Origin of the sequence: Agrobacterium tumefaciens (assembly GCF_009649785.1) — a bacterium.
Taxonomy (GTDB): domain Bacteria; phylum Pseudomonadota; class Alphaproteobacteria; order Rhizobiales; family Rhizobiaceae; genus Agrobacterium; species Agrobacterium tumefaciens.
The window spans coordinates 84,545-106,272 of the sequence record NZ_WJOK01000007.1 but is presented as its reverse complement, the minus strand read 5'-3'; the positions used below and the strand labels follow the sequence as shown (position 1 = coordinate 106,272).

Annotated in this window: 19 protein-coding genes and 1 riboswitch; of the genes, 15 read left to right on the top strand and 4 right to left on the bottom strand. The window is 58.7% G+C overall.

Features of this window, described 5'->3' with window-relative positions; all coding sequences use genetic code 11:
* Positions 1 to 276: 276 nt before the first annotated feature.
* Genes GH784_RS09485 through argE form a run of 3 tightly spaced genes read right to left on the bottom strand, consistent with a single transcriptional unit; the run spans position 277 to position 2,732 of the window.
* Positions 277 to 633, bottom strand: coding sequence for a cupin domain-containing protein (locus GH784_RS09485; RefSeq protein ID WP_013761644.1), 357 nt, complete (start codon positions 631 to 633; stop codon positions 277 to 279).
* 26 nt (positions 634 to 659) lie between these two features.
* Positions 660 to 1,583, bottom strand: coding sequence for a 2-hydroxyacid dehydrogenase (locus GH784_RS09480; RefSeq protein WP_065704231.1), 924 nt, complete (start codon positions 1,581 to 1,583; stop codon positions 660 to 662).
* Between the two features lie 24 nt (positions 1,584 to 1,607).
* Positions 1,608 to 2,732: an acetylornithine deacetylase gene (argE, locus tag GH784_RS09475; RefSeq protein ID WP_065704229.1), complete on the bottom strand. Its 1,125-nt coding sequence runs from the start codon at positions 2,730 to 2,732 to the stop codon at positions 1,608 to 1,610.
* Between the two features lie 211 nt (positions 2,733 to 2,943).
* On the opposite strand from argE, the gene GH784_RS09470 reads away from it, so the two are divergent.
* From GH784_RS09470 to GH784_RS09450, 5 genes are all read left to right on the top strand, one after another.
* Positions 2,944 to 3,822, top strand: coding sequence for a GNAT family N-acetyltransferase (locus GH784_RS09470; protein ID WP_065704227.1), 879 nt, complete (start codon positions 2,944 to 2,946; stop codon positions 3,820 to 3,822).
* 39 nt (positions 3,823 to 3,861) lie between these two features.
* Positions 3,862 to 4,097: riboswitch (cobalamin riboswitch) on the top strand.
* A gap of 165 nt (positions 4,098 to 4,262) precedes the next feature.
* A complete protein-coding gene (locus GH784_RS09465) occupies positions 4,263 to 5,294 on the top strand; it encodes an ABC transporter substrate-binding protein (RefSeq protein WP_019564729.1) in 1,032 nt (343 codons plus the stop codon).
* Positions 5,291 to 6,319, top strand: a complete 1,029-nt coding sequence (locus GH784_RS09460) for a FecCD family ABC transporter permease (RefSeq protein ID WP_003511052.1) — start codon at positions 5,291 to 5,293, stop codon at positions 6,317 to 6,319. Before GH784_RS09465 ends, GH784_RS09460 begins: the two co-directional genes overlap by 4 nt.
* The gene (locus tag GH784_RS09455) at positions 6,316 to 7,116 is read left to right on the top strand and encodes an ABC transporter ATP-binding protein (RefSeq protein ID WP_065659581.1); all 801 of its coding nucleotides are present in this window, start codon (positions 6,316 to 6,318) and stop codon (positions 7,114 to 7,116) included. Before GH784_RS09460 ends, GH784_RS09455 begins: the two co-directional genes overlap by 4 nt.
* Entirely contained in the window at positions 7,113 to 7,595 is a 483-nt protein-coding gene (locus tag GH784_RS09450) for a pseudoazurin (RefSeq protein ID WP_065704224.1), read from the top strand. Before GH784_RS09455 ends, GH784_RS09450 begins: the two co-directional genes overlap by 4 nt.
* 173 nt (positions 7,596 to 7,768) lie before the next feature.
* On the opposite strand, the gene GH784_RS09445 is transcribed toward GH784_RS09450, so the two are convergent.
* Positions 7,769 to 8,593: a class I SAM-dependent methyltransferase gene (locus GH784_RS09445; protein WP_065704223.1), complete on the bottom strand. Its 825-nt coding sequence runs from the start codon at positions 8,591 to 8,593 to the stop codon at positions 7,769 to 7,771.
* A 113-nt stretch (positions 8,594 to 8,706) separates the two neighbouring features.
* Between GH784_RS09445 and GH784_RS09440 the strand changes: the two genes are divergently transcribed.
* From GH784_RS09440 to GH784_RS09395, 10 genes are all read left to right on the top strand, one after another.
* Positions 8,707 to 9,840 (top strand): ABC transporter substrate-binding protein, encoded by a 1,134-nt coding sequence (locus GH784_RS09440; protein ID WP_003511043.1) that lies wholly within the window; start codon positions 8,707 to 8,709, stop codon positions 9,838 to 9,840.
* A gap of 94 nt (positions 9,841 to 9,934) precedes the next feature.
* The gene (locus tag GH784_RS09435; RefSeq protein ID WP_065704520.1) at positions 9,935 to 11,074 is read left to right on the top strand and encodes an ABC transporter substrate-binding protein; all 1,140 of its coding nucleotides are present in this window, start codon (positions 9,935 to 9,937) and stop codon (positions 11,072 to 11,074) included.
* Complete coding sequence (locus tag GH784_RS09430) at positions 11,071 to 12,138, top strand: FecCD family ABC transporter permease (RefSeq protein WP_019564724.1); 1,068 nt, start codon at positions 11,071 to 11,073, stop codon at positions 12,136 to 12,138. The genes GH784_RS09435 and GH784_RS09430 overlap by 4 nt, the downstream gene beginning before the upstream one ends.
* Positions 12,132 to 12,884 carry an ABC transporter ATP-binding protein gene (locus GH784_RS09425; RefSeq protein WP_003511038.1) on the top strand — a complete coding sequence of 251 codons (753 nt, stop codon included), beginning with the start codon at positions 12,132 to 12,134 and terminating at the stop codon, positions 12,882 to 12,884. The genes GH784_RS09430 and GH784_RS09425 overlap by 7 nt, the downstream gene beginning before the upstream one ends.
* Positions 12,885 to 13,093: 209 nt before the next feature.
* On the top strand, positions 13,094 to 13,594 hold the full coding sequence (locus GH784_RS09420; RefSeq protein WP_013761633.1) for an RNA polymerase sigma factor: 501 nt from the start codon (positions 13,094 to 13,096) through the stop codon (positions 13,592 to 13,594).
* 111 nt (positions 13,595 to 13,705) lie between these two features.
* Positions 13,706 to 14,701: a FecR family protein gene (locus tag GH784_RS09415; RefSeq protein ID WP_065704222.1), complete on the top strand. Its 996-nt coding sequence runs from the start codon at positions 13,706 to 13,708 to the stop codon at positions 14,699 to 14,701.
* Positions 14,702 to 14,849: 148 nt separating this feature from the next.
* Positions 14,850 to 17,684, top strand: a complete 2,835-nt coding sequence (locus GH784_RS09410; RefSeq protein ID WP_065704220.1) for a TonB-dependent receptor — start codon at positions 14,850 to 14,852, stop codon at positions 17,682 to 17,684.
* 105 nt (positions 17,685 to 17,789) lie between these two features.
* Positions 17,790 to 18,545, top strand: coding sequence for a calcium-binding protein (locus GH784_RS09405; protein ID WP_013761630.1), 756 nt, complete (start codon positions 17,790 to 17,792; stop codon positions 18,543 to 18,545).
* A 14-nt stretch (positions 18,546 to 18,559) separates the two neighbouring features.
* A complete protein-coding gene (locus GH784_RS09400; RefSeq protein ID WP_065704218.1) occupies positions 18,560 to 20,407 on the top strand; it encodes a type I secretion system permease/ATPase in 1,848 nt (615 codons plus the stop codon).
* On the top strand, positions 20,394 to 21,707 hold the full coding sequence (locus tag GH784_RS09395) for an HlyD family type I secretion periplasmic adaptor subunit (protein WP_065704215.1): 1,314 nt from the start codon (positions 20,394 to 20,396) through the stop codon (positions 21,705 to 21,707). The genes GH784_RS09400 and GH784_RS09395 overlap by 14 nt, the downstream gene beginning before the upstream one ends.
* The last annotated feature ends 21 nt before the right edge of the window (positions 21,708 to 21,728 follow it).

Below are 21,728 nucleotides of genomic sequence, written 5' to 3'. Positions count from 1 at the left end.
ACTCCCTGATGGCAAGCAGCATCGACCGACTGCGGCGGGGGCGGTGAACGAAAATCCTGTTTTGCTGGTGGCCCACAGCGCAATCTTCGGCGGGCATGAAGACCGCGCCGAAAACCTTGCGACGGGTCCGATCGAGGGCCGTAAATCCGGTCGAAAGGCATCCGGGCAGGATACCCATGTAAACCATGGCTGGCATCCACCTGCGGATTGCCAGCCATCGCTGTTCTCAAAAATGCCTCTGCATCAGCCGGGATGCCAGGCATGCTGTTCGGCAAATCATCCGTTCACGGTCACATAGATCTTGCGCACGGTTTCGATTGTCTTCCAGACGCCAACGAAACCGGGCTTCATGACGAAGCTGTCGCCCGCCGTGTAACGCAGCGGCGCGCCGCCCTCCGGTGTGATCTCGATGACGCCTTCGAGAATGTGGCAGAACTCGAATGTCTCGCCCTTGATCGAGCGGCTTTCGCCGGGGGTCGCTTCCCAGATGCCGGTATGCACGGTGCCATCACGGGCTTCATCTAGCGGCCAGGTTTTGAACGACGGGTCGCCGGCGATGAGGCGTTCGGGCAGGGCCTTGGAGGCTTTCGGTTCAAAGGCGGGATTGGTGTCGATGGTCTTGAGGAGAGACATGGGTGTCCTTTCTTGGAACGGTAGGATCAATATCCGCGGCTACGGTCAACGAGGCCGAGCGGTTCGAGACCGGATTCGTATCGTTTGATATTTTCGACGACGGTGCGGGCAGCGGAATGGGGCTGGGTGACGCTGGCAATATGCGGCGTCAGGAGAATTTTCGGATGGGTCCAGAAGCGGTGGTCTTTGGGCAGGGGCTCCGGATCGGTAACGTCAATCACCGCACCTGAAAGCCTGTCGCTGTTGAGTGCATCGAGCAAAGCGTCATGATCGAGCTGTTTGCCGCGCCCGGCGTGAACCAGAGCAGCCCCTTCGGGAAGCATCCCCAGACGCTCGGCGTTCAGAAGCCCCGTGGTCTCTTCGGTGAGAGGCAGCAGGCAGACGAGAATATCGCTGGTGGAGAGAATGGATTTGAGGCCGTCGTCGCCATGATGGCAGGTGACGCCATCGATCTGACGCTGTGAGCGGCTCCAGCCGGAAAGCGGAAAGCCGAAAGGTTTCAGCCGCTCCAGCGCCGCAACGCCCAGCATGCCGAGGCCGAGAACGCCCACCCGGCACTCTTCCGCCTGACGCTGGGGCAGGGCATTCCACAGTTGGTGGCGCTGCTGGTTTAAATAGACTGGCAGGTTGCGGTGGAGGGAAAGTACACCGAGGCAGATATATTCCTGCATCATGCGGATGATGCCCTCATCCACCATGCGTACGACCTTTACCGTCTCAGGGATCGCCTCGATGTGAAACTGGTCGACACCCGCGCCGATCGAAAACAGGACTTCGAGATTGCGGTAACGGGCAATGTCCTGCGGTACCGTCCAGGTGATGAGGTAACGGACTGCATCGGGATCGACAGTTGATGCATCCATCGAAAACGGCAGATCAGGCAGTTCTGCAGCTAGAGCCTGCCGGAAAATCTCGCCGCGCTTGGCGTCGGAATTGAAGAGAAACGTCATCTGAAATCTATGCTTCCCGAAGGTTCAAGCCGCACAGCGGCTTGCGAGTGTTTCCAGCATCGACTGGCAGGCCGAAAGTTCGCCCGTCGTTATGAACTCGTCCGGCTTGTGGGCGCGGCCGATATCTCCTGGTCCGCAGATGATGGCGTCGATGCCCGCCGCCTGGAACAGCCCCGCCTCCGTGCCGTAGCTGACGGCGGCGAGACAGGGGGTGCCGGTCAATTCCTCCAGAAGCAGAACAAGCGGAGCATTGGCTGCAAGCGAAAGCGCCGGATAATCGCTCATAGGCGTCCATTCGATATCGACACCCTTTGCTGCAAGAACCTCGACGCTTGCGCGAACCGGCCCGAGGAGTTCAAGCGGCGATATGCCGGAAATCGCCCGCGCTTCCAGCTCGATGGCCGAGAAATCGGGGATGATGTTGATCGCCTGGCCGCCCTTCATCGTGCCGACCTGCAGCGAGGAGTAGGGTGGCTCGAAAGTCGCTTCAAAGGGGCCTTTCGTCAGCTCATGTGCCGTCTCTACGGCCTTTGCCATGATGCCGGTCATCAGATGAATGGCATTCACCCCCTGATCAGGCCGGGATGAATGGCCGGAACGGCCACGGATGGTAATGCGAGCTGCTGCTTTGCCCTTGTGTGCACGAACCGCCCGCATATTGCTCGGTTCGCCGATAATTGCGCCGGCCGGTGCGGCGCACAGTTCAGGCAATCTGGCGAGAAGATGCGGAACGCCACGGCAACCCGCCTCCTCGTCATAGGAAAAGGCGATATGCACGGGACGTTTCAGCGCCATGCGCGAAAATGCAGGCGCCGCGGCGAGAACCGTGGCCAGAAAACCCTTCATGTCGGTGGTTCCGCGCCCGTAGAGACGATCATTTTCCGCCCGCAGTATAAAGGGATCGGAAGACCATTCCGGCTCGCTGGCGGGTACGACATCCATATGGCCGGACAAAACATAGCCGGCGCGATCGGCCGGGCCGAAGGTGGCGAAGAGATTGGCGCGGTCGCCCTCCGGTCCCGCAAGCAGCGATACTTTCGCGCCGTGGCTTTCAAGATAATCGGCGATCCAGCCGGCAATATCGCCATTGGCGGTTCCAACGACCGACGGGAAACCGACGAGACGCTCAAGGATTTCGATTGCGTTCAATGGTCGTCTCCGCTGACCGGATTGTCATCCCGAAAGCTTAGAATGGACTGCGACGTTTATCTGCTGAAATGCGAATGATTTCGGTAGATTGTTGTGACCTTCCAGTGCTTTCAGAAAATTCGTGCTGGCGTAACCGGCTACCGTCGGATGTCGTGGGCTAGGCCGGGACCGGATGAAGGTTGTGAGCCGTAGGGGATGAGGGCCGTTGGTTATGGACCTGCTCAAAGTCGATAGTTTCGAGCTGCGGACCGTGGATATCGCGGACGTGGATGCCGATCATCTGCATGCACTCTCCATGGCCGTCGGATGGCGATATCACGCGAATGAATGGTGTTTTCTGCGGCAATGCGGCGTGGGTCTCGCCGCCCTCGATGAGATCGACCGTGTTGTCGCAACCGCGATGCTCTTTCCCTATGATCAGGGGTTTGCGACGCTTGGCATGGTCATTGTTTCCCCCCGTTTGCAGGGGCAGGGCGTAGCACCATGGCTGGTGCAGAAACTTGTCGCGAAATTCCCCACTGTCTCCCTGCGATTGAACGCGACGGGAGCGTCGCGGCGGTTGTTTTCAAGGTTGGGTTTTGCCGGTGATACGGAAAAAGTATATCTGTTCCGGGGAAGGGCGAATTGCCTTTTCGAGATACCGCCGCCCGGCAGAAAACAACGAATAGAGCCGTTATCCGCAGGTCATCTGACTGATGTGGTGGAACTAGACCGGGCGGCTTTTGGCGTTTCGCGCCGGAACGTTTTGCAGCGACTTTTGACGCAGAATGCGGGTTACGGTGTGTTTGAGGCGGACCGTCTTACCGCTTTTGCGCTGCGCCGTGCGGCGGGGCGGGGCCACATTATCGGTCCGGTCGTTGCGGGTGCGGACATGGATGCGATTGCGCTTGTGAGGCGGCATTTTACCGATCTGGATGATGAGCTGGTGCGTCTCGACACCATCAGCGACAATAGTCTCTTTATTGATTTTATTGCGCAATCCGGGCTGGTCGTGATTGAAACCCTTACCACCATGTCCAAAGACGCGCCGCAACCGGCGCTTTCCGGCGCTACAAAAATTTTCGCGTTGGCGGGTCCGTCTTTGTGCTGAGCTGCAGCACTATCGCAATTGACGCCCCGGCGCTTGCCCCTTATGTCAGAAAGCGACGGTTCCTGAAGCCGAAGGGCAAAGGGATTAATAGGGAACATGGTGCGGGTGATTTCTATCGCCCAATGCCGTGGCTGCCCCCGCAACTGTAAGCGGATTGCCGTTCATCCTCGTGACGCCTGAAAAGCGTCATGCCACTGCACCCTTCAAGGTGCGGGAAGGCAGATGAACGGCGTATATTCGTGAGCCAGGAGACCTGCCGTCATAATATTGACCATCGTTACGGGCGGGGATGCCCGGAAGAGGAGCTTATTATGACCTTTCCGTCCGCGGAAACGTATTTAGAGTCCCGTTCTCCATCTCCACACTTGTTGTCGCTCTGTCACTACGCGTTTTGACGCGCGGCCTGCGGATCACGCCACTTTATTTAGACTGGAGAACATATGTTTCATTTCAAACGCCTGCCGGTTTCCGCCGGTCTTCTGGCTGTCGCATTAGCGGCCTTGCCCGCCGGTGCCGCTCAGGCTGCCGAAACCACCTATCCGCTGACGATCAATAGCTGCGGCCACGAAATCACCTTCAAGCAGGCGCCCGCCCGCACAGTATCGGTCGGCCAGAGCACGACCGAGGTTCTCTATCTGCTCGGCGTGGCCGACAAGGTCGTAGGCACGGCGCTGTGGATCGGCCCGGTTCTGAAGGGTTACGAAGACGCCAATGCCAAGGTGGAGCGGCTTGCCGACAATGATCCGAGCTTCGAGGCGGTGGTTGGCAAGAGGCCGGACCTCGTGACGACGCAGTTCCAGTGGCAGATCGGTCCCGAAGGTGTTGTCGGAACACCGGAGCAATTCGCCGAACTCGGTATTCCCGTTTATACTTCGCCTGCCGATTGCATGGGCAAGGACAATTCCGGCGGCGGCGACGGCGTGCGCAAGTCCGTTTTCACCATGGACCTGATCTACCAGGAGGTCCGCGACCTTGCGAAAATTTTCAACGTGCAGGATCGCGGCGAGGAAGTCGTTGCCGACCTGAAAAAGCGTGAGGAAGCCGCCCGCGCCAAGATCGCTTCGGCGAATGGCAAGATTTCAGCAGTCTTCTGGTTTTCCAGCGCCGAGCTGGATATCGATCCCTACGTGGCGGGCCGCAATGGTGCGCCGGGTTACATCATGTCCGCGCTCGGGCTGAAGAACGTTATCGAAAGCGATGAGGAATGGCCGACTGTTGGCTGGGAAACCATCGCCAAGGCCAATCCGTCCGTGATCGTTGCCGGCAAGATGGACCGCCGGCGTTTCCCCGCCGATGACGTCGCCGTCAAGCTCAAGTTCCTCGCTACCGATCCGGTTGCCAGCATCATGCCCGCCGTCAAGGCGGCCCATGTCTTCGAAATGGACGCGCAGGCGATGAACCCGACCATCCGCACGATCGAAGGCATTGAAACGCTGGCCGAGGCGATTTCAACAGCCGGTCTCGCCAAGTGAACGGTCTTTCCGTCAATCTTGGCAGGGCGGGTCTGGCTTTTGCCGCACTCGCCCTGCTGCTCGTCGCGCTGATGGCCGGTGCGGCCATCGGCGAGACTGCCATTCCGTTCGACGTGGTGGCAAAGACCATTGCCAATCGTGTCTTCCATGCGGGTTATCCGCTGGAGCCGCTGGATGAGGGCATCGTCTGGAGTTACCGCCTCAGCCGCGCCGTTGTTGCCGCGTGCTGTGGCGCCTCGCTGGCGCTGGCCGGTGCGGTGCTTCAATCACTTCTGCGCAACCCGCTCGCCGATCCCTATATCCTCGGTATTTCAGCAGGCGCCTCAACCGGTGCCGTGGCCGTGGCGCTTCTGGGCTTCGGGGCGGGGTTCCTGACGATGCCGGCCGGCGCCCTGATCGGGGCTTTTGTGGCTTTTTCGCTTGTCAGCCTTCTGGCGGTGCGGGCAGGGCACGGCAACAGCGCCATCATCCTGGCGGGGGTCGCCGGTTCGCAACTGTTCAACGCCATGACGTCGTTCATCGTCACCAAATCCGCCAATGCCGAACAGGCGCGCGGCATCATGTTCTGGCTGCTGGGCAATCTTTCGGGCGTGCGCTGGCCGGATGTCTGGCTGGCTTTGCCGGTCAGTATTGCGGGTCTTGGGGTGTGCCTCTGGTACGCACGCGCGCTTGATGCTTTCGCTTTCGGCGGTCAGGCAGCAGCTTCGCTCGGTATTCCGGTGCGCCGGGTCTATGCGGTGCTGATCTCGGTTTCGGCGGTCATGACGGCAGTCATGGTGTCGCTGGTCGGTTCCATCGGCTTCGTCGGTCTCGTCATCCCGCATGCGGCGCGCATCTTCGTTGGCGTTCGCCACGGCATGTTGCTGCCGGTGACGGCGCTGACCGGTGCAATTTTCATGATCATCGCAGATATTCTCTCGCGCACCGTCATTCCGGGGCAGGTGCTGCCGATCGGCGTGATCACTGCGCTGGTCGGCGCGCCCGCCTTCGCCTTTATTCTCGGGCAGAAGAGAGGCCGGTCATGAAATTATCCGCCCACGATCTGCATTTCCATGCCGGCAATCTCGACATCGTGCGCGGTGTTTCGCTGGAGGTCGCCACGGGCGAGTTTCTGGGTATCATCGGGCCGAACGGTTCGGGCAAAAGCACGTTGCTTTCCATGCTGGCCGGCATTCGCATGCCGCGTCGGGGTCATGTCATGCTTGGTGAGGAACGGCTTGCCACATTCGGGCGGCGCGAACTTGCCCGCAGGCTGGCCTTTGTGGAGCAGCAGGCCGAAACCACCGAGCGCATCAGCGCGCGACAGGCCGTGGAACTGGGGCGCACGCCCTATCTCGGCCCGCTTTCCGCATGGTCGCCAAAGGACGACGCCATCGTCGATGCGGCGCTCGGAAATGTCGATATGGCGGACAAGGCCGAGCGAAACTGGCATCACCTTTCCGGCGGCGAACGCCAGCGCCTGCACATTGCCCGCGCATTGGCGCAGGAGCCGCATATTCTGCTGCTGGACGAACCGACCAACCATCTCGATATAGGCCACCAGATCGGTCTGCTCGATCTGGTGCGCAGGCAGGGACTGACGGTTGTGGCGGCGCTGCATGATCTCAATCACGCCGCCATGTTCTGCGACCGCGTCGCCATCATGCATCGCGGTGAAATGATCGCTGTCGGCCCACCGCGCGAAGTTCTCACCTCTGCGACCATCGCCGATGTGTTCGGGGTGCAATCCGTCGTCACCACGGATGAAAGCGGATTTTCACATATTCGTTTTCTGCCGGCCCACGGTGCGGCCGATCACGCAAGGAAAGCAACGGCACGATGATGAAATTGAAAAGACTTGCAAATCTCCGCTTTTGCGCCCGACAGCTTTGCGTTTCCGCGGGACTTGCCATGGTTGTGGCCACAGGGTTTTCCATTCAAGCCGGAGCCGAGACCTTCGAGGTGAAGATGCTGAACCGTGGCGAAAAGGGGTCCATGGTGTTCGAGCCCGATTTTCTGAAGATCGCTCCCGGCGACCGCGTGCGCTTCGTGCCGAGCCACAAGAGCCATAATGCCGCGACGATCGATGGTATGGTTCCCGAAGATATTGAAGGTTTCAAAAGCCGGATCAACGACGAATTCGAGACCGGTTTCGAAAAGCCAGGCTTTTACGGCATCAAATGCTCGCCGCATTACGGCATGGGCATGGTCATGCTGATCAAGGTGGGGGACGCGGTTTTGCCGCAGAGCTACAGGACGGTAGAGGTCCCAGGCCGGGCGAAGCCGCGCTTTGAGGAGCTATTCGAGCGGGCGGAAAAATGAGGTGCCTTCGTCGCGTTTTCATGCGTCATGCCGGACTAGATCCGGCATCCAGCCAAGGCGCGTCTTCACCGTGAGAAACTATTATTACGCGATCAAGGACTTGGTCGCACTGGACCCCGGATCACATCCGGGGTGACGGTGAGCTGGGCGGCAGCTTGTGGGCTTTGGTCGCCCTATCCCTTGTCGGACGTGTGCGGCTTCACGGCGCATATTGCATAACGGTGCTGCAATCCCCGCAAGATGCCTTTCAGCAGACTGAAATTTTTTGCCTGGGCACGATGAATGGCCTGAAGTTCCTGATCGATGGCAACGGGCTCGAAGCCGGTTTCACGCAACAGCGCTGCAACGTCACCAGCTCTTGCACCCTGTGAAAAATAGACCCGCGATAGAATGCTGTTGAAGGTGTTTTCCGGATCCGCCGGCTTGTGCGGCTGGTCCGGCTTCACAAGGCCGATGCTTTCCAGACCCGCCGCCAGCTTCTTGACCAGTCTTTCGCGCCAGCCGGTGTTGACGAAATCGCCATCGACGATCAGCAGGCGTCCGCCGGGTTTCAAGACACGGAACCATTCGGCAAAGCTTGCCTTCGGGTCAACCAGCGTCCAGACCAGATGGCGGGTGATGATGACGTCGGCGCTTTCGTCCGGCTCCATCGTGTTTTCGGCGTCGCCGACAAAAAAGCGGATATTGCGCCCGCGGGTTTTCGCCTTCGCCCTTGCAAGCTCCAGCATGGTTTCCGACCAATCCATGCCGGTGACCTGAAAACCGAGATCGTCCATCAGGTGCGAGATAACGCCGGTGCCGCTGGCCAGATCCAGCGCCTTGCGGCCTTCTCCCTGGCCCAGATGCTTCAAAACCAGCGCGTGCCAGGCCTCGCGCTCTTCTTCGGAGAAAATCTCATGACCCGGGGAAAGGTCGAAAGTCGCGGCGCGGCCGGACCAATAGGTTTTGATTTCGTCTCTCAGACTGTCGTTTTTGCCATAGTGGATAGTGTCGATCATCGGTCTTCAGCTCACATACCGGTCAGTTAAGAATGGCTCTAAAACATAAAACTTGACTAGTATAGTCAGAAAATAATACAGCCGCGCCAGTCAACACTGGAGAGCAATATCCGATGCGCATCTCAGCCAAATCCGCGGCACTTGCCCTTGGCCTTCTCGTATCCGCAGCGTGGCCTGCATTGGCCGAAAAGGTCACCGTCAAGGATGTGACCGGCCGCGACGTGGAAGTCAATGTGCCCGTTTCGCATGTGATCCTCGGCGAAGGCCGTCAGATCTATTTCCTGGCGGCGCTCGACAAGGAAAACCCTTTCCAGCACGTTGTCGGCTGGCGCGACGACCTGGCGAAAGCCGACCCGGAAACCTATGCGGCCTATCTTGCCAAGTACCCTGATATTGCCAAGCTGCCGACCTTTGGCGGCATGAAAGACGGCACCTTCGACATCGAGCAGGCCATTTCGCTGAAGCCAGACGTGATCCTGATGAACATCGACGCGAAGACCGCGACGCAGGAGGCCGGTTACATCGAGAAGCTCGAAAAGGTCGGCATCCCGCTTGTTTACGTCGACTTCCGCGAAAAGCCGATGGAAAACACCGAGCCGAGCATGCGTCTGATGGGCCAGCTGACCGGCAAGGAAAAGATCGCCGAGGACTTCATCAAGTTCCGCGCGGACTCCATCGCCAAGGTCACCGATACGCTCGAAAAGGCCAATCCGAAGAAGCCCGTCGTGTTCGTCGAACGCGCCGGCGGTTATTCCGACGATTGCTGCATGTCCTTCGGCAACGAGAATTTCGGCAAGATGGTCGAACTCGCCGGCGGCATCAACATGGCCAAGGACATCATTCCCGGCACGTTCGGCAACGTCAATCCGGAACAGATCATCGCCTCCAATCCGGAACAGATCATCATCACGGGTGGCAACTGGAACGGTTATGTTCCCGGCGGCAACTGGGTCGGTGTCGGTTATGGCGCGGATATGAAGGAAGCCCACCGCAAGCTTGAAAACCTGACCAAGCGCCCGGCTTTCACCGGGGTACAGGCGGTCAAGAACGGCAATGTCCACGCTATCTGGCACCAGTTCTACAACAACCCGTATCAGTTCGTGGCCATTCAGGAAATCGCCAAGTGGCTGCACCCGGACCTCTTTAAGGATCTCGACCCCGAGGCGACCTTCAAGGAGCTGCATGCCCGCTTCCTGCCTCTCGACTACAAGCCCGGTTACTTTGTGTCGCTGAAGGACACGAAATAAGACAGGGACGGTGAAGGGGAGCGCCGTCCGATCGATGGATGAAGCCGCAGCCATGCGGCTTCATCATTTTCTTTTGGAAATAAGAGGATTTCTCATGCGGCTTAACGCTCTCAGGCATCTTGCGGTGCTGGCTTTGTCTTTTCTCGCTTTGCCGGCTTATGCCGGAGAAATCACCGATGTCACCGGACGCAAGGTCGAGCTGGACCTGCCGGTCAAACGTGTCATCGTCGGTGAGGCGCGCCAGATCCACGTCATCGCGGCGCTTAAGGGCGACCAGACCTTCGACACCATTGTCGGCTGGCGTGACGATCTCCTCAAGAAGGACCCTGACAGCTACGCCGCCTATGTCGAGCGCTTTCCGCAGATCGAAAAACTGCCGCGCTTCGGTTATGTGCCGCAGGGCGATTTCAGTCTGGAAACGGCCATTACCCTTTCGCCTGACGTGATCACCCTCAATCTGGAAGCGGAAAAATCCGCCAAGGAAAGTGGTTTCGAAGAGAAGGCCGCCGCCGCCGGAATCAAGATCGTCTATCTCGATTTTCGTATCGATCCCGAAAAGAACAGCGAAGCCTCGATTGAAATTCTCGGGAAAATGTTTGGCGCGCAAGAGCGTGCAAAGGAATTCATCGCCTATCGCCGTGCAGAAATCGCCCGCGTGACCGACCGGCTAGCCAGCGTCAAGGACCTGAAGCGTCCCGGCGTCTTCATCGAGCGCGCGCCCGGCATTTCCGGTGAGGACAATTGCTGCCGCACCTTCGGCCCGGTCAATTTCGGCGCGATGGTCGATCTCGCTGGCGGCCATAATATTGCCGACGGCATCATCAAGACGACGTTCGGCGATCTCAATCCCGAGCAGCTCGTCGTTGCCGATCCGGATCATGTCATCGTAACCGGCTCAAACTGGGCAGCTGAATCCGATATCAACCAGTTCGTTCCCGTTGGACGCGGAGCCGACATGGCTCTTTCCCGGAAAAGACTGGCAAACCTGATGAAGCGCACGCCGTTTCCGGAACTGAAGGCTGTCAAACAAGGTAATGTCCATGCCGTCTGGCACCAGTTCTACGGCGCGCCCTACGAGTTCTTTCCGATTCAGCAATTCGCCAAATGGTTCCATCCCGAGCTCTTCGCCGATCTCAATCCCGAGAAGAATTTTGAGGAATTTCACCGGAAATTCCTGCCCGTCACCTACAAGCCGGGCTACTTCGCATCCCTCGAAAAAGGTTCGAATGAATGAGTTCGTTGAATGAAATCGCCGTTGGCGTGAGTGGGCGCGATCAATATCGCGCCCTTGCCGCACGAAGGATCGTTATTCTCTTCGGGCTTTTCATCGCCCTTTGTTTCAGTATGGCTGCCGACATGGCACTTGGTCCGGCGCGCTACACGATATCAGAAGTTCTGGCGACGATTGCCGATCCGGCTGCTGCTGCAAACCAGCTTCGGGTGGTGATATGGGATATCCGCATGCCGATTGCGCTGATGGCGGTCACCGTCGGCGCGTCGCTTTCGGTTGCGGGCGCACAGATGCAGACCATCCTGTCCAATCCTCTCGCCAGTCCGTTTACGCTCGGCATTTCGGCCGCTGCCAGTTTCGGCGCCGCGCTGGCCCTTGTTGGCGGCGTTGCGATCTTTCCCGGTGCCGTCCAGTACATGGTGCCGATCAACGCCTTCATCATGGCGATGATTGCCGCCCTGTTCATTCATTTTGCCTCGACGATGCGCGGCGTAACCGTGGAGACTATCGTCCTTCTCGGCATCGCGCTGGTGTTCACCTTCAATGCCGCATTGTCGCTGCTTGAATATCTGGCTTCCGAACAGGCGCTCGCCGCCGTCGTTTTCTGGACCATGGGCAGCCTTACCAAGGCCACGTGGGAAAAGGTCTATATCACCGGTGGTATTCTTCTCGTTACGGTGCCGATGTTCATGCGCAACGCATGGGCGCTGACGGCGCTTCGGCTGGGTGACGACAAGGCAGCCAGCATGGGCATCAATGTGCGTCGGCTGCGGCTGCAGACCATGCTGACGGTCAGCCTTCTGGCCGCGATTCCGGTTTCTTTCGTTGGTACCATCGGTTTCGTCGGGCTTGTCGGCCCGCACATAGCCCGCATGGTGGTGGGCGAAGATCAGCGGTTCTTCCTGCCGGGCTCGGTGATCTGCGGGGCGCTGCTGCTGTCGGCGACCTCTGTTATCAGCAAAATCCTCATTCCCGGCGCAATTCTGCCAATCGGCGTCATCACGGCGCTGGTTGGCGTACCGTTCTTTTTCGCGCTCATTTTCGGCAACAGGAGACGCGCATGGTAGCGCTCGCATTGAAGGATGTCGGCGCTGCCTACGGCCGCACGACTGTTCTCTCCAAGGTCGGCATCGATACGCTGGAAAGCGGCAGTGTCACGGCGGTTATTGGCCCGAACGCTGCCGGCAAGTCCACGCTTTTCAAGCGCATCGCCAGCCTGATCTCCGGTCCCGGGCTTGTCGAGTTGTCAGATACGGCACGCGGCAACCGGGCCATCTGCTACATGCCGCAGGACACCGGCGCCAACGCCGTGCTGACGGTTTACGAATCCGTGCTTCTGTCCGCCAAGCAGGGCGGCGGGTGGCGTGTTCACGACGATGAGCTGTTTGAGATCGACGCCATTCTCAAGGCGCTGAAAATCCACGATCTCGCCTTCCGGGGGCTCGGCGAATTGTCTGGCGGTCAGCGGCAGCTTGTGTCCCTGGCGCAGGCGCTGGCCCGCAAGCCGGAGGTACTGTTGATGGACGAGCCGACATCTGCTCTCGACCTCCACCGGCAGGTCGAGGTTCTGGGGTTTGTGACCGACCTTGCCCAGAAGACTGGCATGATCGTGCTGATCGCCCTGCACGACCTCAATCATGCGCTTCGTTATTGCGAGAATACGATGGTGATCGCGCGCGGCGAAATGGTGGTGAGCGGCAGCACCGAGACGGTGATAACTCCGGCCATGCTGCGCGATATCTACCGCATCGATGCGCGTATCGAACCCTGTTCGCAGGGCAGGCCGATGGTTATAGTCGACGGCGCTATCTGACGCTATCACAGGGCCCGGCCGCGCCTGCCGCCGGGTCTGCGAGTCTCTGGCTGTTGCAGGACCCGCGACCGCACAAATTCTTGATAATAATAGTCATGAAATAGCTGTTCGGTCGAGAGTTTGGGTGCTAGAGGTTTAGACGGGAAAACTGCTTTGTCGTTTGGGGGCTTGCAGTTTCGTTTATCCTTGAAATTTCTCTCGGTTGAGACATGGGCATACGGGAAGATGACAAGCGTTATAACGCTTACGTCGCGCACAGGGTTGACCTGATCAAATACGCCACGCTTATTTTAGGGTCGCGGGCGGACGCGGAGGACGTGGTTCAGGAGGCATTCCTGAAATTCGTTCCCGAAGGTTCCGGCAATCCCTCCAACCTCAAATCCTATCTTTTCCGCATCGTCCGCAACCTCGCCCTCGATAATCGCCGCCGCAACCGGCAGGACCTGCGGGAGCGTCCCGACGATACCCCGTTCTGGGGCATACCGCAGGGTCACGGCACACCAGAAGAGCACGCCCTGTTCTGCGACGAGGTCCGACAGATGCAGATTATTTTGGCCTCTCTGCCGGTCCAGGCGCGTGTGGCATTGGAAATGCATAGATTTGGCGGTTACAATATGGAAGAGATCGCCCGTCACCTCGGCGTATCCGTGGCTAGCGCCCACCGTCTGATTAAGAGTAGTATTGCCGCCATTACCAAAGAAATGCAGTAAAATAGCCTTTATTGTTTCATCTTGTGAAAAAAAGTTCTCCCTCAAACGTCTTTATAGCAACACGGAAGACGAGGCATCTCCTCCGCCCAGTCAAAGGAACTGACCGGCTCAATGACAATTGATCCCGATAAAAAAATAACATTGCCGACCGGGAAGGCGGAGGAGGCTGCCGACTGGCTGATACGCCTGCAGACGGGTTCGGCGGAACCGAGGCTGAAGGCGGAATTTGATCAATGGTTGGCTGCTTCGCCGGCAAATCGTCTGGCCTGGGAGCGGACATGCAAGACTTGGCGCAATCTCGGTCTGGTCGAGCCGGGTTTAAAAAGCCTCTGGGAAGACGCGCCGCACCTGCCTGACGTTGCCGGAAAACAGGCATCGCGACGGCGCTGGTCCTTGCGGCATTATGCCGGCATGGCGGTGGCAGCAGTGTCTCTCTGTCTTGCGGTACTGTTCGTTCCCACGCTTTTCGTCCATATCAAGGCCGAATATCAGACCAGTACCGCAGAGAGCCGCACCATAACCCTTGAAGACGGCAGCAGGGTGCAGCTTGCCGCGGCAAGTGCGCTTACCACTGATTTTGCCAATGGCCGCCGTAATGTGAAGGTGCTGAAGGGCGAAGCTTTTTTTGATGTCGTGCCGGATAGCGACCGTCCCTTTGTCGTGGAGGCGAAAAACCTGACCGTCCAAGTGCTCGGCACGGCTTTCGATGTCGACATGACGGATGGCGTGACGCAAGTCGCTCTTGCGCATGGTTCCGTGGAAGCTTCCTTCCGCAACGCGCCACCAACGCGGCTGGTGCCGGGTGAGATGCTGGTTGTCGACGCCTCCGGTACAATCCGGAAAGAGACCGTTCCCGTCGAGGATATTGGTGGCTGGCGCAACGGCGAGCTTTACGTTGTGGATGCGACGATCGGTTCTGTCGTCGAGCAAATCCAGCGGTATCATCCCGCATGGCTGACGATGGCGGACAAGACGCTTGCAGAGCAGCGTGTGACTGGCTTCTACAATCTTCGCGATCCGGACCGTGCGCTGGAAGCATTGGTGGAACCCTATAAGGGCAAGGTTCATGCAATTGCCAATACTGCCCGCATCATCACCCGTTTCTGAAGCGCCATAAAACAAAAAATCGTATTTATTTTCAGTCGTTTATAAAAAATTCTCCGAAACCCTGAAAAAAACCGCCGAGGCAATCGTCTTTTTGTTGAGTAATCCGGTCAAGATATAGCCGGAGCGAAGACAGGAAGACAAAAGCAGTATGCGCCTCCAGATACGTATGAACGGTTCAGGGAAAAACGCGGCAAAGCCGGCACGTATGACCGTGCTTTTGGCGACAACGGCGGTGGTCGTTTCAATGTCGGTACCGGCTTTTGCGCAGAGCGGACCGAATGCCGCCAATGGTCAGCGCTCCGGTGGCGAGCAGGGTGCAACGCGGCCTTTTAATATTCCCGCCCAGCCGCTGTCCTCCGTTGTCGGCGTTTTCGGGCGGCAATCCGGTCTGCAGGTTACGCTTGCCACGCCGTCCGCCGGCAATGTGCGCACCAATGCCGTTACCGGCAGTTTTACGGTGCGGGATGCGCTGTCCCGGCTTCTGGCCGGCACGGGCGTGAATTTCCGGTTTACCGGAAGTGGCAGAACCGTCGTCATCGGCTCGGGCCAGGCCGCTGCCGATCTTTCCGAGGCGGAAGGCACCACCGTTCTGGAAGAAATTACAGTGACCGGAAAAACCGGACGCAATTCCATTGCCGGCACCGGTTATCAGGGAACGCCCGACTGGGTTTATGAAACACCCGCCAGTGTCAGCGTCGTCAGCCGCGAGGCGATCCAGTCCGCCGGCGTGCGTAACACGCGCGATGTCTTCAACCGCGTCTCCGGCGTCTACGCCGGTGAGGGCAACGGCAGCTTCCCGACCGTTTCGCCCAATATACGTGGCTTGCAGGAAAGCGGCCGCGTGGTCGTCTCCATCGATGGTGCGCGGCAGAATGCGCAGCGTGGCGCAGCTTTCGGCGGGGCCACGAGTTACACCGCGAGCGCCGGGCAGGGTTACGTCGATGTTGCCTTTATCCGTGCTGTCGAGATCGAGAAAATAACCAATGCGAGGTCGGGTAACGCGGGTTCGCTTGGCGGGAAGGTCGAGTTCCGTACCGTCAGCGCCGCCGATCTGATCCCCGAGGGTGCGAACAAGGGGGCGGAGGTGAATGTCTCCCGTGGCACAAATGGTTACGATTTTCAGGGTTCGGTTCTGGCCGCAGTTCGTGAGCCGAATGGCCCTCTCTCCTTTGTTGCCGGTTACAGCCGCACGATCATGGATGAATACAAGATCGGAACAAGAGGCGAGGCACGAAGCACCGCTTTGACGATGAAGGACCTGCTCGGCAGGGACGGTTGGTCGACCTTTTTCAAGGGCGAAGGTGACTTCGGGGATGTGCAGACTTCGTTGTCATGGATGCATCAGCAGAATGATTTTGTTCAGGGTGCGTCCACCGTGGTCGACAGGGAAAGTGTACGCAACGACAGCGTCGTCGCGAAGCTGGACTGGGACCCCGAAAGCGAACTCATCGATTTCAAATCTTCGTTGTGGCTGAACGACAATATGACGCACGAACTGCGTGCAGAGCGTATTGGGTATGCCGCTGAGACGAATCTTGACATGGGCTTACGCAGTTTTGGCGTCAGTGTCGAAAACACCAGTCGCTTCGATACAAAAGCGGGTGCGTTAAGTTTGAATTATGGTGGGGAAGCATTTCGGGATATTGCATCGTCGATTGCCACCAGTTCCGCAATTAGCGAGAACCCCTCGTTCGCGAGTAGCTATACGGCTTTCAGTCCTGCCGGACGGCGTGATGTTGCCAGTCTGTTTGTAAATGGCGAATTAGAGCCCGCCGATTGGATCAAGCTGAGTGGCGGCGTGCGTTATGACTGGTCACGTCTGAAGGGATTGGCGACTTACTACAATCAGGTAACTGTTGCGACGGGTTCAAACCGTGTTGTAGGCGCGATAGACAATTATCTCACCTATGTATCGCAATACTCGCGGCCGACTTACGATCGTGTCTACGCGATCTGCACTACGGGTGTATTTGGTGGTCGCACTTTCACTGCGACACAGAGGACAGGTTCCTGCAACACTCTGAACAACGTCTGGCCTGCAACCAGGGGTGAAATCATCAACGGCCAATGGCGGGATGCTGGAACTACGTATTTTGATACGACTTATTCGACGGAGTATCCCTCTTACGACGTGGAAATAGACCGTACCTACAGTGCCTGGCTGCCGTCCGCTACGATAGAACTGAAACCCGTTGACTGGTTCCGGCCTTATGCGAGCTATTCCCAGAGCCTGCGACCGCCGACAATTCTCGAGGCTTTTTTTGCCGGCGCACGCCCTGGAGATTCGGCCGGCTACGAATACGCCCCGAACCAGTCCCTGCGCGCGGAAAAAGCGACGACCTACGAAATCGGCGCGAATATGAGCTTTGACGGCGTGCTGCTGGACAACGATTCCGTCCGCATCAAAATGGCCGCCTTTCGCCGTGAGGTTAAGGATTATATCGCTCTCGGTTATCTCGTTACGGATCAGGTGGCGGATCGGACCTATACCAGCTTCGTCAATCTCGACGGCACGACCTATATGCGCGGCCTTGAATTCGAGGGCAATTACGATGCGCGAAGCTTCTGGCTTGGTGGCTCAGCGACGCTGCTGAAGACCGACTGGCCGGACAACACGCAGGTATTTTCCAACGGCACCACCACGACAAGCGGCGAGATTGTCGCATGGCCGGGCGATGTTGCGCCCAAGGTGAAGCTGACGCTCGATGGCGGCATGCGTTTCTTCGACGAAAAATTCTCTCTGGGTGCGCGGCTCAACCATGTCACGCCGACACAATCGCGGACGCTCGATACGGAGGGTAATCTGCGGGAGGTAACCGATCCCTACACGACGGTGGACCTATACGGCTCCTATACCTTCAACGAAAAGGCGACGCTTCGTTTCGCGGTCAACAACCTGACCGACCGCAAATACATCCCGGCAGCCAGTGCCTATACCGCGCCGGGCCGCACTTTTGTCGCGACGATGAACGTGAAGTTCTGATGCGCGGAAGAAATTCTCCGGGCTGGGGTTGCAGCCCATCCCGGAGATGAAACGCCTTCGTCACATGACAAAGGTATCCCTATTGGCCAGCAAAGGAGTACACCTATGGCTACCACAATTCAACTGACACAGTCTTCCTCCGACTTGATCGGTTACCTCAACGGTTGGACGAGCGGTTTCGGTTCGACCTATGGTGCGTTCTACGACGCTCAGACCAGCTCTCTCGCCACCACCACTATCGATCCGAACACGACCTATGAGGCGTGGGGCGATGGCAGCAACGGTGGCAAGGGCATTGTCATGAGCGGTGCCCTGCAATACTCCCAGGGCAACCTGACAGGTTCGGTCGACAGCATCGTTCTCGGCACCGGCTACAGCCAGTCCACCAGCGGCATCGCCGTCAGCCAGCAGGAACTGCTGATCGATCCCGACGGCTCCTACTCGCTCGCAGGCGCGCGCGATCTTCTCGATCTCGCCGTTTACCAGCTTGCCCGTTTTGGCTCGCTGGCTGGCTTCTATGACTACTTCGCGGCTACCGGCACTGTGATCGAAGACACTGCTTCCTCTAACACCCTTACGGGTTTTGCTGGTAATGATACGTTCGTTTTCTCTGGCGGCAGTGATGTTGTACAGGCTGGCCCGACCGGAACATACGGTTATCAGGACGGCACCGACAAACTGGATATTTCCGCTTGGGGCGCCGGAAGCATCGATGACGTCATTGTAGGCAGCAATGCAAACGGAGACGCAGTTATTGAAAACATCTTTGGCGGCGACAGCATCACTCTCGTTGGTGTAGATTCCAGCGTACTCGACGCATCGGACTTCATTTTCGCCAGCGCATCGGCGCTCGCCGCTTAAAGGAAAATCAGGCTGTGGGCTTTCAAAACCACCAGCAGACACCGCCGCAGTCCCTCACTGCGGCGGTTGTTTCGCCCCTTAAAAGCACGTTTTTCGGTGTGGCGCTCGTCAGCGGTGTGGTCAACATCCTGGCGCTGACGTCGCCCCTGTTCATGCTTCAGGTTTACGACCGGGTGCTGGCCAGCGGCAGTTTGCCGACACTTGTCGGCATCGCCATTCTTGCGCTCGGCCTCTATGGCTTCCAGTGCCTGCTCGACATCATCCGCGCCCGGGTCCTGATCCGTATCGGCGAGGACTTCGACATGCGCTATTCCGGCAAGGTGCATGATGCGGTGGTGCGCCTGCCGCTCGTCAACCGTATGCCGGGGGACGGCCTGCAGCCGCTGCGCGATCTCGACAACGTGCGCGGTTTTCTGTCCGGCACGGGGCCCACCGCCTTTTTCGATCTGCCTTGGATGCCGCTCTACCTTGGCATATGTTTTCTGTTCCATTTCTGGATCGGCGTGACGGCTCTTGCCGGTGCCGTTCTGCTTATATCCCTCACCATCTTAACCAATATGTTCTCGCAGAAGCCGATCCGCGACACCATGGTCGAAAACATGGCGCGCAACCGGCAGCTGGAAGCCTCGCGCCGCAACGCCGAAGTCGTGCAGGCCATGGGGCTCGGCGGCCGGCTTGGCAAACGCTGGCAAATCTCCAACGAGGCTTACCTCGCCGCCAACCGCAAGGCGGGCGATGTGGCCGGCGGCCTCGGCAATATCGCAAAATCCCTGCGGATCGTGCTGCAATCGGCCATTTTGGCGGTCGGCGCATGGCTGGTCATTCAGCAGGAGGCGTCAGGCGGCGTGATGATCGCCAGTTCGATCATGATGGGTCGGGCTTTGGCGCCCGTCGATCTTGCCATATCCAACTGGAAGTCCTTTGTTGCCGCTCGCCAGAGCTGGGCACGGCTGAGGGAGCTTTTTGCGCAGATGCCGGTAACGGCGACCGCAATGGCACTGCCGAAGCCTGAGAGAGAATTGAAAGTCGAAAACGTCACCATCATTCCGCCGGGAGAGAGAAAACCGACCGTCGCGGGCCTTGGTTTCGTCATGACCGCCGGGAATGCGCTCGGTGTCATCGGCCCGTCCGGCTCGGGAAAATCCACCCTTTCGCGCATTCTCACCGGAGCCTGGATGCCCGCCGCCGGCAAGGTGCGGCTTGATGGTGCGAGCTTCGATCAATGGGATCGCGAAGCCCTCGGCCGCCATATCGGTTATCTGCCGCAGGGCGTGGAGCTTTTCGACGGCACGATCGGCGAAAACATTTCCCGTTTCGAGGACAATCCCGATCCCGACGCAATCATTGCCGCTGCGAAAGCCGCCGGTGCGCACGAACTGATCCTGCGCTTCGAAAAGGGTTATGACGGCGATATAGGTGAGGCCGGTTCGGCGCTTTCGGCAGGACAACGCCAGCGTATCGGTCTCGCGCGTGCGCTTTATGGCGATCCCTTCATCGTCGTGCTGGACGAGCCGAATGCCAATCTCGATGCGGAGGGCGAGGCCGCCGTCGTCAGGGCGATCGCGTCGGTCAAGGCGCGCAACGGTATCGCCATCGTCGTTGCGCATCGGCCCAGCGCGATCGGTGCCGTTGATTTCATTCTGATGATGGAGGAGGGGCGGATGAAGGCCTTCGGTCCGCGCGACGAGGTTCTCTCGAAAGTGCTGCGCACTCCGAATGCTCAAGCGGCGAAAGGTTTCACTGCATCCGCGCACACGGTTTCACCATTGCGTGTCGTCGCGAATACCCAACCTAAGACGGTGGCGCTGCAAGAGAGTGGCGAAGAGAACAGGCAGGAAGGAGATACGGATGTCAAAAATTGACCAGCGCACGCAGGTGTCCCGCTCCATCCGCAAACATCTTCTTGCCGGTCTTGCCGCAAGTGTAGCACTGCTGGCCGGCGTCGGCGGATGGGCAGCGACGACAAATCTTGCTGGCGCGGTCGTCGCGTCCGGTCATCTTGTGGTCGATTCCTATATCAAGAAGGTACAGCACCCCAAGGGTGGTGTCGTCGGTGAAATTCTGGTGAGCGAAGGTGGCAGGGTAAAGGCCGGCGACGTCGTCATGCGTCTCGACGCCACCCAGACCCGCGCTAATCTCGCCATAGTGACCAAGCGGCTGGATGAGCTGAGCGCGCGCATGGCAAGGCTGGAGGCCGAACGGGACGATCTGCCGGAACTCGTTTTTCCACAGGCTCTGGTGGCGCGCAAGGACGATCCCGATGTCGCTTCCGCCATGCGCAGCGAAACCAGGCTGTTCGAATTCCGCAAATCCTACCGTGAGGGGCGCAAAGCGCAGCTTGTGGAGCGTATCACCCAGTTCGAACATGAAATCGAAGGGTTGAGGGCACAGGAAATCGCCTACGACAACGGGCTTGCGGTTTTGCAGGCTGAGATAACCTCGCAGAAATCCTTGCGGGAGCAGGGCATCGTGTCCGTGCAGCGGCTGAACAGCCTGCAGACCCAGGCCGCGACATTTGGCGGTGAACGTGGCGAAAAAATCGCCTATCAGGCGCAGACGGCGGGCAGGATCACCGAAACGAAACTGCAGATTCTGCAGATCGATCAGGAACTGCGCACCGAAGTGGGCCGGGAACTGCGCGAGATACAGGCGCAGACGGGTGAACATGTCGAGCGGAAGGTCGCTGCGGAGGACGAGCTGAAGCGCATCGATATCATCGCGCCGCAATCCGGCATGGTGCATGAAATGGCGGTGCATACCGTGGGCGGCGTGGTGACGCCGGCCGACCCGATCATGCTAATCGTGCCTGATGGGGACGAACTGGCACTCGAGGTGCAGATCGTGCCGAAGGATATAGACCAGTTGCAGGTAGGGCAAAAAGCGATGCTGCGGATGACCGCGTTCAACCAGCGTGTCACGCCGGAACTGGAAGGCCATGTCAGTCGCATCGCCGCCGATATCACCACCGATCAGAGGACCGGCCTCTCCTATTATCTGGCGCGGATTTCCATACCGGTTGCCGAGCGGGAAAAGCTGAACACTGCGCCGCTGATGCCGGGCATGCCCGCCGAGGCGTTCATCCAGACCAGCGAGCGCACAGCGCTGTCCTATATCGCCAAGCCGCTGACGGACCAGATCAACCGCGCCTTCCGGGAAGAATAGCGGGCTTTTCTGATTGGCAGT